12 protein-coding genes are annotated in these 12,875 nt (G+C 66.0%); 6 read left to right on the top strand and 6 right to left on the bottom strand.

Translation table 11 applies throughout. The annotated features are described in order from the left end of the window. The first annotated feature begins 53 nt into the window (after positions 1-53). The 6 genes from ACTHJR_RS00890 (at position 54) to ACTHJR_RS00915 (ending at position 8,313) form a co-directional block, all read left to right on the top strand. On the top strand, positions 54-1,274 hold the full coding sequence (locus ACTHJR_RS00890; protein WP_440521153.1) for a serine hydrolase domain-containing protein: 1,221 nt from the start codon (positions 54-56) through the stop codon (positions 1,272-1,274). A 107-nt stretch (positions 1,275-1,381) separates the two neighbouring features. Further along, positions 1,382-3,418, top strand: coding sequence for a 3-hydroxyacyl-CoA dehydrogenase NAD-binding domain-containing protein (locus tag ACTHJR_RS00895; protein ID WP_440521154.1), 2,037 nt, complete (start codon positions 1,382-1,384; stop codon positions 3,416-3,418). Between the two features lie 143 nt (positions 3,419-3,561). Further along, positions 3,562-4,896 (top strand): amidase family protein, encoded by a 1,335-nt coding sequence (locus ACTHJR_RS00900; RefSeq protein WP_440521156.1) that lies wholly within the window; start codon positions 3,562-3,564, stop codon positions 4,894-4,896. Beyond that, positions 4,893-6,080, top strand: coding sequence for an acyl-CoA dehydrogenase family protein (locus ACTHJR_RS00905; RefSeq protein WP_440521157.1), 1,188 nt, complete (start codon positions 4,893-4,895; stop codon positions 6,078-6,080). Before ACTHJR_RS00900 ends, ACTHJR_RS00905 begins: the two co-directional genes overlap by 4 nt. A 92-nt stretch (positions 6,081-6,172) precedes the next feature. Beyond that, positions 6,173-7,300: an acyl-CoA dehydrogenase family protein gene (locus tag ACTHJR_RS00910; protein WP_440521158.1), complete on the top strand. Its 1,128-nt coding sequence runs from the start codon at positions 6,173-6,175 to the stop codon at positions 7,298-7,300. Positions 7,301-7,401: 101 nt separating this feature from the next. Beyond that, a complete protein-coding gene (locus tag ACTHJR_RS00915) occupies positions 7,402-8,313 on the top strand; it encodes an acyl-CoA thioesterase (protein WP_440521159.1) in 912 nt (303 codons plus the stop codon). A 6-nt stretch (positions 8,314-8,319) separates the two neighbouring features. On the opposite strand, the gene ACTHJR_RS00920 is transcribed toward ACTHJR_RS00915, so the two are convergent. The 6 genes from ACTHJR_RS00920 to ACTHJR_RS00945 all read right to left on the bottom strand — a co-directional run. Continuing rightward, positions 8,320-9,417 carry an energy transducer TonB gene (locus tag ACTHJR_RS00920; RefSeq protein WP_440521160.1) on the bottom strand — a complete coding sequence of 366 codons (1,098 nt, stop codon included), beginning with the start codon at positions 9,415-9,417 and terminating at the stop codon, positions 8,320-8,322. Between the two features lie 74 nt (positions 9,418-9,491). Further along, positions 9,492-10,217, bottom strand: coding sequence for a TonB-dependent receptor (locus ACTHJR_RS00925; protein ID WP_440521161.1), 726 nt, complete (start codon positions 10,215-10,217; stop codon positions 9,492-9,494). A 62-nt stretch (positions 10,218-10,279) separates the two neighbouring features. After that, positions 10,280-10,579 carry a putative quinol monooxygenase gene (locus ACTHJR_RS00930; protein ID WP_440521162.1) on the bottom strand — a complete coding sequence of 100 codons (300 nt, stop codon included), beginning with the start codon at positions 10,577-10,579 and terminating at the stop codon, positions 10,280-10,282. A gap of 14 nt (positions 10,580-10,593) precedes the next feature. Further along, positions 10,594-11,298, bottom strand: a complete 705-nt coding sequence (locus ACTHJR_RS00935; protein ID WP_440521163.1) for an SDR family oxidoreductase — start codon at positions 11,296-11,298, stop codon at positions 10,594-10,596. 11 nt (positions 11,299-11,309) lie between these two features. After that, positions 11,310-12,110: an SDR family NAD(P)-dependent oxidoreductase gene (locus ACTHJR_RS00940; protein ID WP_440521164.1), complete on the bottom strand. Its 801-nt coding sequence runs from the start codon at positions 12,108-12,110 to the stop codon at positions 11,310-11,312. 92 nt (positions 12,111-12,202) lie between these two features. After that, positions 12,203-12,875: glucose 1-dehydrogenase (locus tag ACTHJR_RS00945; RefSeq protein WP_440521165.1), on the bottom strand; the 673-nt coding region annotated here is incomplete at its 5' end.

A 12,875-nucleotide genomic window follows, 5' to 3' on the forward strand; every position in this document is an offset into this window, starting at 1 on the left:
TCAAGGCAATACAGAGTCGAAATTTGAAATAGAGGTATGGAAGAGCGATGCTGATGAAAGCACCCGAAAAGCACGGCTTCGACGCCGCCCGCCTCGACCGCATCCCGACTTTCCTGAAGGAACGGTACCTCGATTCGGGCAAACTGCCCAACGCCCAGATCCTGGTCAGCCGCGACGGCGAGATCGTCCATTTCTCGAGCCAGGGCGCCGCGGTCGAGGGCTTGGACAGGGCGATCGACGAGGGCTCGATCTTCCGTATCGCCAGCATGACCAAGCCGATCACGTCGGTCGCGTTCATGATGCTGGTCGAGGACGGCAAGGTTGCGATCGACACCCCGGTCCATCACGTCTTGCCCGAGTTCAAGGGCATCGGCGTCTATAATGGCGGTGGCGGCGGGGTGCCATTCCTGCCGACCACGCCGACCGCCGAGCCGATGCGCATGCTCGACCTGCTGCGCCACACGTCCGGCCTTACCTACGGCTTTCAGAACCGCTCGAACGTCGACGCCGCCTATCGCGAGGGCAAGATCGACAATTGGCATGGCGGCAACGACCTCGATGGTTTCGTCGCCGCGCTCGGCAAGCTGCCGCTCGAATTCTCGCCGGGCACGGCGTGGAATTATTCCGTCTCGACCGATGTGCTCGGCGCGGTGATCGAGCGGGTGTCGGGCATGAAACTCGACCGCTATTTCGACGAGAAGATCTTCAAGCCGCTCAAGATGAACGACACCGGCTTCATCGTCCCCGACGGCAAGGTCGACCGGCTGACCGACTGCTACACCTTCGTCGCGGGCAAGGGGCGGATGATGTACGATCGCGCGAGCGAGAGCGCGTGGCGGCGCCAGCCGAAATTGCTGTCGGGCGGCGGCGGACTGGTCTCGACCGCGCTCGACTATCACCGCTTCTGCCTGATGTGCGCCAATGGCGGCGAGCTCGACGGCGCGCGGCTGCTCGGGCGCAAGACGCTCGACCTGATGACGATGAACCATCTGCCTGGCAAATCCGACCTCTCGACCCTGTCGCGCTCGTTGTTCAGCGAGACGCAGAATGCCGGCACCGGCTTCGGGCTCGGCTTCGCGGTGACCGAGGATGTGGCGAAGACGATGATCCCGGGATCGGCGGGCGAATATTATTGGGGCGGGATGTTCTCGACCGCCTTCTTCATCGACCCGGTCGAGAAACTGCACATGGTGTTCATGACCCAGCTCAGCCCGTCGGGGCTGTACCCGATCCGTCGCGAACTCAAGACGCTGATCTATTCGTCGCTGACCTAAATCCCGTCGCCCCGGCGGTGGCCGGGGCCGCCGGCGGCGTCGCCGGCGCGGGCCAAAAATATAGCGGCCCCGGCCTCCGCCGGGGCGACGATTTCCAGGAGAGACCAATGTCCGATACGCCCGCCTCCCCTATCCGCACCGAACGCCATGGCGACGTGCTGGTGATCATCTCGAACAATCCGCCGGTGAACGCGCTGGGCGCGGCGGTGCGCGAAGGGCTCGAGGCGGGAATCAAGCAGGCCGAGGTCGACGCGACGATCAAGGCGGTGGTGATCCGCTGCGACGGCCGCACCTTCTTCGCCGGTGCCGACATCACCGAATTCGGCAAGCCGATGAAAGGCCCCGGCCTGGGCGCGGTGATCGACATGATCGAGGCACTCGACAAGCCGGTGGTGGCGGCGATCCACGGCACCGCGCTCGGCGGCGGGTGCGAGGTGACGCTCGGCTGCCATTACCGCGTCGCCGTGCCCTCGGCGAAGATCGGCACGCCAGAGGTCAAGCTCGGGCTGTTGCCCGGTGCCGGCGGCACCCAGCGCATCCCGCGCATCGCCGGGGTCAAGCTGGCGCTGCAGATGACCGCGATCGGCGACCCGATCTCGGCCAAGGCGGCGCATGAGGCGGGCCTGATCGACAAGATCGTCGGCGAGGACAGCCTGGAAGCCGATGCCATCGCCTTCGCCAACGAGGTGGCGGGCAAATTCCCCCTGCCCCGTGCCTCGGAGAAGACCGCTGCCGCCGACCCCGCGGCGGTCGAGGAATTCAAGAAAACGAATGGCCGCAAGTTCCGCGGTTTCGACGCGCCGGCGGCCAATATCCGCTGCGTCGAGGCATCGACCCACGGCACGTTCGCCGAGGGCATCGCGGTCGAGCGCGAAGAATTCATGAAGCTGATGATGGGCAGCCAGTCGGCTGCCCAACGCTACATGTTCTTCGCCGAACGCCAGGCGGCCAAGATCGACGGCCTGCCCGCCGATACCCAGCTTCGCCCGATCAAGAAGGTCGGAGTGGTCGGCGCCGGCACGATGGGCGGCGGCATCAGCATGAACTTCCTGACCGCGGGCATTCCGGTCACGATCGTCGAAATGGCGCAGGAAGCGCTCGACCGCGGCGTCGGGGTGATCCGCAAGAATTACGAGAATTCGGCCAAGCGCGGCCGCTTCACCGCAGAGAAGGTGGAGCAGATGATGGGACTGCTGACCCCGTCGCTCAGCCTCGACGATCTCGCCGATTGCGACCTCGTGATCGAGGCCGTGTACGAGAATATGGACGTCAAGAAGGAGTTGTTCGGCAAGCTCGACAAGATTGCCAAACAAGGCGCGATCCTGGCGTCGAATACCTCCTATCTCAACGTCGACGAGATCGCTTCGGCCACCGCGCGCCCCGGTGACGTGATCGGCATGCACTTCTTCTCGCCGGCCAATGTCATGAAGCTGCTGGAGGTGGTGCGCGGCGCCAAGACCGCGCCCGACGTGCTGGCGACGGTGATGGCCTTGGCCAAGCCGATCGGCAAGGTTGCGGTGGTGTCGGGCGTGTGCCCGGGCTTCATCGGCAACCGCATGCTGTCGGCGCGCAACGCTCCCGCCAATGCCATGCTGATGCAGGGCGCGCGGCCCGAGCAGATCGACAAGGCCTTGGTCGATTTCGGCTTCCCGATGGGCGTGTTCCAGATGGGCGACCTGGCGGGCGTCGATATCGGCTGGCATCGCGATCCGTCGAAGCAGGACACGATCCGCGAAGTGCTGTGCGCGCGCGGCCGCTGGGGACAGAAGAGCGGCAAGGGCTGGTACGATTACGACGAGAACCGCAACCCGACCCCCTCGCCCGAGGTCGCCGAGATCATCGAGGATTTCCGCAGCCGGTCGAACCAGCCGAAGAAGGATTTCACCGACGAGGACATCATCGCCGCGACCATCTACCCGATGGTCAACGAAGGCGCGAAGATCCTCGACGAGGGCATGGCGCAGCGCGCATCGGATATCGATGTGGTGTGGATCTATGGATACGGCTGGCCCGTTTATCGCGGCGGCCCGATGTTCTGGGGCAACACCGTCGGGCTCGACAAGGTCGTCGCCGGGCTCGAGGCGAACGGCGTCGAGGTTTCTCCGCTGCTCAAGCGCAAGGCGGAAGCGGGCGAGAAGTTTTAAGGCATTCTCGCCCTCTCCCCTCCGGGGAGAGGGCAGACGAGCGCGGCGTCAGCCGCGCGACGTCGGGAGAGGGGCAGTTGGAGAGCGCAGTGAGACACACTGCCCCTCTCCCCAACCCTCTCCCCGATGGGGAGAGGGAGTTTATGACTGAAGTCCTTGACCGCGTGACCGAAAAGTCGGCGATCGAAACCGCCAAAGCGATCCGCGCCGGCGAGACCACCGCCATGCTCGAATGCGAAGCGGCGATCGCCCGCATCGAGGCGCGCGACGGTGCGCTCAACGCGGTGGTGGTGCGCGATTTCGACCGCGCCCGGCACCAGGCGCACGAAATGGATCAACGCCTGGCGGCAGGCGATTCCGCACCGCTGCTCGGTGTGCCGATGACGGTCAAGGAGAGCTTCGACCTCGGCGGACTCAAGACGACCTGGGGCATGGAAGCGGCGCGCGATTTCGTCGCGAAGGAGGATGCCGAGGCGGTCAAGCGGCTCAAGGCCGCCGGTGCGGTGATCCTGGGCAAGACCAACGTCCCGCCGCTCCTCGCAGACCTACAGGCGAATAACCCGGTCTACGGGCGCACCAACAACCCACACGATCACGATCGCGTCGCAGGCGGCTCATCAGGTGGAGCCGCCGTGGCTCTGGCCGCTGGCATGGTACCGCTCGAACTCGGCAGCGATATCGGCGGCTCTATCCGCGTGCCGGCCGCCTTCAACGGCGTGTGGGGCCACAAGCCGACCTTCGGCGCGCTGAGCCGCGACGGACATTACTTTCCCGGCACCGACGGCGCACCGGGCGAGTTATCGGTGATCGGCCCGATGGCGCGCAATCCCGACGACCTGGCGCTCGCGCTCGACATATTGTCCGACCATCCGCTCAAACAGGCCGACAACCGCCCGGCGAGCGAGTACCGCATCCTGGTCCTTAATTCGCATCCGCTGGCAAAAGTCGCGGCATCGATCGCCGATGCGCTCGACCGCCTGGCCGACGGGCTTCACGATCTCGGCGTCTCGGTCGACCGCAAGAGCGACCTTCTGCCCGATCTCGAGGCGCAGCAGCGCAACTACATGAAGATGCTCAACATCACGATCGCGCGCGGTGTGCCGCAGGATGGATCGGCGCCGACCACCTTGGTGCAATGGTTCGACCTGCGTGACGAGCAGGCGCGCAACAAGCGTGCCTGGAACCAGCTGTTCCGTAGCTATGACGCGGTGATCGCGCCGACCTTGGGCGTCACCGCGTTCCCCCACGATTCGACACCGCTGCCCAAACGCGTGCTCGACATCGATGGCGAACCGACTCCGTTCGGGCTACAATTCGCGTTTCCGGGCCTCGCCACTTTTCCGATGCTGCCCGCGACCAGCTTTCCGATTGGGGCCGATCCCGACGGCATGCCGATCGGCGTGCAGGCGATCACCGATACCTATCTCGACCACAAGGCCATCGCCGTCGCGCGGCTGGCCCATGGAGCAATGCAATGACTGACGATCTCGACACGTTTCGCGCCGAAACGCGCGCCTGGCTCGAAGCGAACTGCCCCGCTGAAATGCGCGAGCCCGTGCGGTCCGACGCCGACGTTGTCTGGGGCGGCCGCGACCAGTCCAAGATGACGCCGGCGCAGAAGCAATGGATGGACGCGATGGGTGCGCGCGGCTGGACCGTGCCCGACTGGCCCAAGCAATATGGCGGCGGCGGGCTGTCGCCGGCCGAGACCAAGATCCTGCGCGAGGAAATGGCGCGAATAAAGGCGCGTAATCCGCTGAACTCTTTCGGCATTTCAATGCTCGGGCCGGCGCTGCTCAAATACGGCACCGAGGCCCAGAAGCTCGAACATCTTCCCAAGATCGCACGCGGCGAGATTCGCTGGTGTCAGGGCTATTCCGAACCGGGCGCCGGCTCCGACCTCGCCGGCCTGCAGACCTCGGCCGAGGACAAGGGCGACCATTATCTCGTCAACGGCCAGAAGGTGTGGACAAGCTACGCCAATTACGCCGACTGGATCTTCTGCCTCGTCCGTACCGACAAGAGCGTGAAGCAGGCAGGGATCAGCTTCGTGCTGTTCGACATGGCGACGCCGGGCGTCTCGACCAAGCCGATCCTGCTGATCTCGGGCTATTCGCCCTTCTGCGAGACCTTCTTCGACAATGTGAAGGTCCCGAAGGAAAACCTTGTTTACGAAGAGAACAAGGGCTGGGACGTCGCCAAATATCTGCTCGGGCATGAGCGCGAGATGATCTCCGGCATGGGGCTTGGCGGATCGGCCGGCAACCCCTTGGTCGACGGCGCGAAGAAGACGATCGGCCTGACCGAGGGCGGCACGCTCGCCGATCCGGTCCTGCGCGCGCAGATGGCTTTGTTCGAGGTGCGTGCCAAGGCGTTCAATGCCATGTCGGAGAAGTTCATCGACGATCTGAAGGCCGGAAAGGCACACCCCGCCCAGCCCTCGATGATGAAATATTACGGCACCGAGCTGAACAAGTCGCGCCATGAGCTGATGATGGCGGCGGGCGGCTCGGACGCGCTGGAATGGGAAAGCGCGGAGTCGAACAACGGCGCCGCGCCGCGCGCCTGGCTCAGGACCAAGGCCAATTCGATCGAGGGCGGCACCAGCGAAGTGCAGCTCAACATCATTTCGAAGCGGATTTTGGAGCTGCCGGACAAGTAATCGTCGCGCCGGCGAAGGCCGGGGCCGCCGCGTTATCGCGGACGAATAATAACCCAGCGGCCCCGGCCTGCGCCGGGGCGACGGAGTAAAGAATGCCTCTCTACCTCAACGACGAACAAGTGATGCTCGCCGACACCGCGAAGGATTTCGTGCGCGAGCATGCACCGGTCAAGCATCTCCGCGAGCTGCGCGATACCAACAATGCCGACGGCTTCAGCCGCGATCTGTGGAAGAGCTTCGCCGAGATGGGCTTCACCGGCATCCTGATCGGCGAGGACCAGGGCGGGCTCGGGCTCGGCCATGTCGAGGCCGGCGTGGCGCTCGAGGAGATCGGCCGCAACCTGTCGCCCTCCCCCTTCCTCGCCACCGCCGTCGCCGCGGTCGAGGCGCTCAAGGGCAGCGCGCTGGCGGGCAAGTTCTATCCCGGCATCCTGGCCGGCGAGACCGTCGCCGCGCTGGCGATCGACGAGCAGGCCAAGTTCCGCGACACAATCGGAATGAAGGCCGAGCGCTCGGGCAACGGCTTCAAACTGTCGGGCAAGAAACAGTTCGTGACGCATGGCCATGTCGCCGACCTGATCATCGTCGCCGCGCGCACCGCCGGTTCCGATGCCGACGAGGATGGCGTGACATTGTTCGCGGTCGACAAGGGCGCCGCCGGCCTGACCGCGACGCCCGAACGGCTTGCGGATTCGAGCATCGCCGCGCGGCTCGACTTCGACAATGTCGAGGTCACCGCCGACGCCGTGATCGGCGAGGTCGATGCCGGACGCGATCCGCTCAACCGCCTGCTCCGCGCCGGCCGCACGGGAGCCTCGGCCGAGATGCTCGGCGTCGGCGCGGGCGCGATGGACATGACGGTCGATTACCTCAAACAGCGCAAGCAATTCGGCGTCGTCATCGGCACCTTCCAGGCGCTCCAGCACCGCGCCGCGCATCTCTATTCGGAGATGGAAGTGGCGCGCGCCGCCACGCTCCGCGCGCAGCAGATGCTCGATATGGGCGCGGACCGCGCCGACGAGGCGGTGTCGGTCGCCAAGGCACAAACCGGACTCGCCTCGATGCTCGCGGTGCAGGAAGGGGTGCAGATGCACGGCGGCATCGGCATGACCGACGAATATGACATCGGCTTCTACATGAAGCGCCAGCGCGTGCTGGCCGAGATGTTCGGCGACGCCAATTTCCATGCCGACAAGCTGGCGCGCGCGGCCGGCTATTGATCGACTTGCGTTCCTGCGAAGTCAAAAGCCGAGGACCGCAAGCGTCGTCGCGCGCAACTCGGGGGTTCCTGCTTTCGCGGGAGCGCTGCTAGAGAGAATTGATGGCCGAGGAAGATCCAACACCGCGCCCGAAGCGCACGCCCGAACAGCTCGTCGAGGGGCTGGTCAAGCTGCTCGACGTGGAGGAGCTCGACGCCGACCTCTATCGCGGCATGAAGCTCCCCGGCGGTCACGGCCGCGTATTCGGCGGCCAGGTGATCGGCCAGGCGCTGCAGGCGGCGCAGCGCTCGACCGAGGGCAAGGGCGCGCATTCGCTCCACGTCTATTTCATGCGTGCGGGCGACGACGCGCTGCCGATCATCTATCGCGTGGTGCGCGATTTCGACGGCAAGAGCTTCGCCACGCGCCGCGTCATCGCCACGCAAAACGGACAGCCGATCCTCAACATGGCGGCGTCGTTCCAGGTCGCCGAAGGCGGTTTCCATCATCAGGACGCTTTCCCAGCCGACATTCCGCCGCCGGAGGAGCTGAAGTCGGAGGCCGAACTGCGCGTCGAGGCGGCGCAGCACATGCCCGAGGAACATCGCGCGCGCTTCCTGCGCTGGTCGAGCCCGATCGACGTCCGCCCGCTCTATCCGCGCAACTGGTTTGCGCCGGCCGAACGCGACCCGATCAACTACACCTGGATCCGCGCCGTCGCTCCGCTCGGCGACGACTCCGCGATGCATCGTGCGGTGCTTGCCTATGCCAGCGACATGGGCCTGATGGCGACCAGCATGATGCCGCACGGCGTCAATTGGATGACGCCCGGCATGCAGACCGCGAGCCTCGACCACGCCATGTGGTTCCACGAGGAATTCCGCGCCGACGAGTGGATGCTCTACGAAATGGATAGCCCCTGGGCCGGCCATGGCCGCGGCATGAACCGCGGCAGCATCTTCACCCGCGACGGCCGCCTGGTGGCGAGCGTCGCGCAGGAAGGGCTGATCCGGAAGCGCGAGCCGCGCGGCTGACCGGCGTCAGTCGACCATCTTGAACAGCAGGCGCTGGGTGCAGCCTTGCCGCGCGCCGGGGGTCGCCCGTCCTCCGCGGACAGCGGCGATCGCCGCATTGCCGAAGCTATCGGCCGGCTCCGAGCGTAGCATCTGGACATTGGCCGGGCTGCCGTCCGCCGTTATATCGAAAGCGACGATCGCCCAGCCCTCGATCGCCCGTTTGCGGAAACGTTCGGGAATCGCGAGATCGGGCTGCACCGTCCATTGAACGTGCGGGCAACCCGGCGACGCCAGCGCTTCAGCCGTCGTGTCGGCCACGATCGTCATCGTCTGCGGATAAATCGCACCGCCGCGGAAGCAGCGTGTGAAAGGCTTGCGTTCGAAGCGGGAGCCCGCGGTCGCCTCCACCTCGAGGCGATCATATTCGGCGTTCCCGCTGCCACGGATCAGCCTGACGTCATACGGCACGCCATCGGCGCCGATCGAGAAACTGGCAATCGCGGCCAACGGCTGGCCGGGAGGGCGCCGCTCCGGCAGGAAGTCGGGAAAACGGATGAGCAGCGGGTCGGGCGTTCCTTCATCGCACGTGCCGCCGTGCGGGAGATTGAGCCTGGTCCGAACTTGTTCCATGGCCGGCAAACGGGCCGCATTGTCGCGAAGCGCGTGGTAGAGCAGGTCGTCATCGGCCTCCGCCACCTTGGTCACCGTCGGCGTGAAGGTCACCGAGCAACTCGCCGCCGCCCTGCCGGCTCGAAAGCGCATCGCCGACATCGTCGCTTCCATCTCGTCGCGGGCATCGCGCTTCGCCACGGTTTCGTCGCCGCGGATCGTCATCGGCCTGCCGCTGTCGTCGATCCGGAACGTCAGCGTGATCGGCGACGCCGGACGATCGGCCGAATACCCCCCTTCGACGATCGTGCGGGGGATCGCGACACCGACCGGAGTTACGGCGACGGTACCGCATTTGGGGATCGACATGGCGTAGCTGACGATGTCCGCCGGCTGATCCGAATAAGGTGGCCATAAGCGCGGCGGCGCCGGCACCGGCGGCGGCATCGGCGCCGGCGGGGCCACCGGCGCAGTCTGGGCAAGCAGCATAGGAACGACCACCGTTGCGAGCATCAGCATCTCCGAAAGATGAATTCGAGCGGCCGGTGTTCAACAGACCGGCGAAAACGGCAAGAGCGGTTTAGTGGCTAGTTCTTAGGCCGAACGTCGTAGCTGATCGGCAGATACAGCGATACTTCGGTCAGGCTGGCGCGCGACCATTGCACCGATCGGTCGAGACCGCTCACCGTCACGCCGTAACCTGGCCCGAACTTGCCCGCCGATGCCGCCGTCTCGGTGGCGACCAGGTCGATGATCGCTCCGCGATATTGCTCGGGCTTGACGACCGACAGCGTCAGGTCGCCATCGGCTTCCATCTGGGCCCGGCCGATGGTCGGCACCGCCTTGATGAACTTGCTGATCCGGTCGAGCGCGGTCTTGGCGTCGGCTCCGGCCGACAAGGGCGTCTTGACCAGAAACGTGACTTGCTCGCTATCGCTGCGGTCGCCATTGCTCAGGGTCAGGTTGCGGTAATTCTCCATCGTCAGCGGCTCGACGATATATTGGCCGACCGCCAGATCGACGCCCGATTTGCCGCTGAGCGCGATCGCGCCCTTGATCATGTCGTAGATTTCCTGGCGACGGCGCTCGGCGTCGCGTGTGTCGCCGGTCACCGTCACCGCTTGCACCGCGAAATCGGCGGTGCGGCGCAGGGTCAGCACCGGCGCCGGCATCCCGCCGCCCCCCGACGACACCGAATTGACGCCGCCCAATGCGGAGAGTCGCGATCCGGTGACGACGACTTCCTGCGCCGCGGCAGGCACGGCAGCGGCGATCAGCCCGGCGGCGATCGACAATTTGGCAATAATGCACATGATCCCACTCCCTCCAAGATGAGACGCCGAGGGTGGCAGATGCCGGTCGCCTGTCAACGCGCCTAGAGCGGCGTGCCCTCGTCGGCGTCGTACAGCTTGAGATCGCGATCATGCACGCCGAGGTCGGCGCCCGCCGCGCGCCATTCGGCCATATGCGCCGATGCCCCGTGTGCCTTGAGCGCGTCGCGATCGCGCCAGCGCTCGACGACATGGATCAGCGTCGGATCGAGCACGTCCTGGCCATAGGCGTAGGTGAAGCAGCCGTCCTCGTCGCGGCTGGCCGTGACCATCGCTTCCATCGCCGCCCGCGCGCGATCGAGCCCGCCCGCCGGCAACCGCACCGTACCCATGATCAACAGCATTCCCGTCTCCGATGTCAGCGTCCGAGCAGGCTGCCGCCCTCGACCAGGATCACCTGGCCGGTCGTGTAGCCCGCGCGCATCAGATAAAGATAGGCCTCCGCGGCCTCTTCGGGCGTACCGGCGCGTGGGATGAGCTGTTTCGCCGACATCGCCGCGAACCGCTCGGCCGGGACCGCATCCCAGACCGCGGTGTGGATGAGGCCGGGACACACGCAATTGACTCGGACGGGCGCCAGCTCGACCGCCAGCGCCCGGGCCAGATGCTCGATCGCGCCCGCGGCGGCAGTCGACACCGCGCTACCCTTCATCGGCATATGCGCGAAGGTCCCGTCGGTCAGCGTCAGCGAGCCGTGTTCGGTGAAGGCGCCATGTTTGGCGAGGGTCAGCGCGCCCCAGAAGCGGACGTCGAACGCCGAGCGGGCGGCATCGAGATCGAGATCCTTCAAGCTCTTGCCACGCTGGCCGCCCCAGTCGCCGGCAGTGGTGACGACGTGATCGAACGCGCCCGACGCCGCGAAGAAGGCGGCGACACCGGCCTCGTCCTTGACGTCGATCGTCGCCGAGGACGCGCCGAGTCCTTCCGCTGCCGCCTGCACCTTGTCGGCGTTGGTCGAAGCGATCGTGACGGTCGCGCCGTCGGCGATCGCGGCTTTGGCGACGGCATGGCCGATCCCCGACGCGCCGCCGATGACCAGAACGCGTTGCTCGTTCAGCTTCATGACGTCTCTCCTCAGACGGCGGGTTTGCCGAATTCCTGGCGCGTGACCGGATGGCTCGACGACAGGCCGCCGTCGACCGCCCAATGCTGGCCATTGACGTAGCTGGCGTCGTCGCTCGCCAGGAACAAGGCGACCCGCGCGATCTCCTCGGGCACACCGGCCCGCTTCAACGGGTTGAGGCGGCCGACCTTGTCCATCTTGTCGTTGGCGCGGGCATATTCGAACACGCGCGCGGTCATGCCGGTTTCGATCAGGCCGGGACAGATCGCGTTGACGCGGACATTGGTGCCGGTCAGTTGCTGCGCGGCGGTGGTGACGAGATTGATCACGCCCGCCTTCGATGCCGAATAAGCCGGGCCGCCCGCCCCCGAGCGGATGCCGGCGACCGAGGCGGTGCAGACGATCGCCCCCTTGCCGCGCTTGATGATCTCCGGCGCGCCGTGCTTGATCGCCAGGAACGGGCCGATCAGATTGACCCGCAGCACTTCGCTCCACAACTCCACCGAGCTGTCGAGAATGCCCGTGATGCTGCCCGAAATGCCGGCATTGGCATAGATCACATCGAGCCCGCCATGCTCGGCGACCGCCAGCGCGACGGTGCGCTCGACATCGCCTTCGTCGCCGGCGTCCATCTGGATCGCCTTGGCGGTGCCGCCCGCTTTCAGGATCGCCTCGACCGTATCATGCACCGCCTCGGTCTTGTCGGCGGCGACGACGCTACCGCCCTCGGCCGCAAACAGTGTCGCGGAGGCGCGACCGATACCCGAGCCGGCGCCGGTGACGATGATCGATTTGCCGGTGAAACGTGCCATTCTTCCCTCCGTCGCCCCGGCGTAGGCCGGGGCCGCTATGTTATTGTTCCAGAACCCGGCGGCCCCGGCCTTCGCCGGGGCGACGGGCAAGCCTAGATCGTCACGCCGCCATCCATCACGATGGTCTGCCCGGTGGTGAATGCCGCTGCCTTCGAGGCGAGGAACACCACGCCGCCCGCGATATCCTCGGGATCGCCGATGCGGCGGAGCGGGACGCTCCGGTTGGCTGCCTCCTGCCGCTCCGGATTCTCCCACAAGGCGCGCGCAAAGTCGGTCTTCACCAACCCGGGCGCGATACAGTTCACGCGCACGTTGTCTGGCCCATATTCGTGCGCCAGGTTGCGCGCGAGTTGCATGTCGGCGGCCTTGGAGATGCAATAGGCGCCGATCGCAGTCGAGCCGCGCAGGCCGCCGATCGACGAGATGATGATGATCGCCCCGTCCTTGCGCGCGCGCATCTCGGGCACGACCATCGAGATCAGCCAGTGGTTGGAGACGATGTTGTTGTCGAGGATCTTGCGAAACTGCTCGTCGCTGATGTCCGCCTGCGGCCCGTAATAGGGATTCGACGCCGCGTTGCAGACCAACACATCGATCTTGCCGAACACCCGGCGGCTCTCATCGACCAGATGCTGGAGGCCGGCCTTGTCGGAGATGTTGGCCGCGACGGCGATCGCGGTGCCTGCCCCGTATTTCGCGTTGATCTCGGCGGCGACGTCGTCGCAGGCGTCCTGCTTGCGGCTCGACACCACGACCTTGGCGCCG

Source organism: Sphingomonas sp., assembly GCF_051962185.1.
Lineage (GTDB): Bacteria > Pseudomonadota > Alphaproteobacteria > Sphingomonadales > Sphingomonadaceae > Sphingomonas.

What these genes read in the sequence shown, in the direction of transcription:
- ACTHJR_RS00890 (WP_440521153.1), top strand. Translation starts at nt 54, where the DNA reads ATGAAAGCACCCGAAAAGCACGGCTTCGACGCCGCCCGCCTCGACCGC.
- ACTHJR_RS00895 (WP_440521154.1), top strand. Translation starts at nt 1,382, where the DNA reads ATGTCCGATACGCCCGCCTCCCCTATCCGCACCGAACGCCATGGCGAC.
- ACTHJR_RS00900 (WP_440521156.1), top strand. Translation starts at nt 3,562, where the DNA reads ATGACTGAAGTCCTTGACCGCGTGACCGAAAAGTCGGCGATCGAAACC.
- ACTHJR_RS00905 (WP_440521157.1), top strand. Translation starts at nt 4,893, where the DNA reads ATGACTGACGATCTCGACACGTTTCGCGCCGAAACGCGCGCCTGGCTC.
- ACTHJR_RS00910 (WP_440521158.1), top strand. Translation starts at nt 6,173, where the DNA reads ATGCCTCTCTACCTCAACGACGAACAAGTGATGCTCGCCGACACCGCG.
- ACTHJR_RS00915 (WP_440521159.1), top strand. Translation starts at nt 7,402, where the DNA reads ATGGCCGAGGAAGATCCAACACCGCGCCCGAAGCGCACGCCCGAACAG.
- ACTHJR_RS00920 (WP_440521160.1), bottom strand. Translation starts at nt 9,417, where the DNA reads ATGCTCGCAACGGTGGTCGTTCCTATGCTGCTTGCCCAGACTGCGCCG.
- ACTHJR_RS00925 (WP_440521161.1), bottom strand. Translation starts at nt 10,217, where the DNA reads ATGTGCATTATTGCCAAATTGTCGATCGCCGCCGGGCTGATCGCCGCT.
- ACTHJR_RS00930 (WP_440521162.1), bottom strand. Translation starts at nt 10,579, where the DNA reads ATGCTGTTGATCATGGGTACGGTGCGGTTGCCGGCGGGCGGGCTCGAT.
- ACTHJR_RS00935 (WP_440521163.1), bottom strand. Translation starts at nt 11,298, where the DNA reads ATGAAGCTGAACGAGCAACGCGTTCTGGTCATCGGCGGCGCGTCGGGG.
- ACTHJR_RS00940 (WP_440521164.1), bottom strand. Translation starts at nt 12,110, where the DNA reads ATGGCACGTTTCACCGGCAAATCGATCATCGTCACCGGCGCCGGCTCG.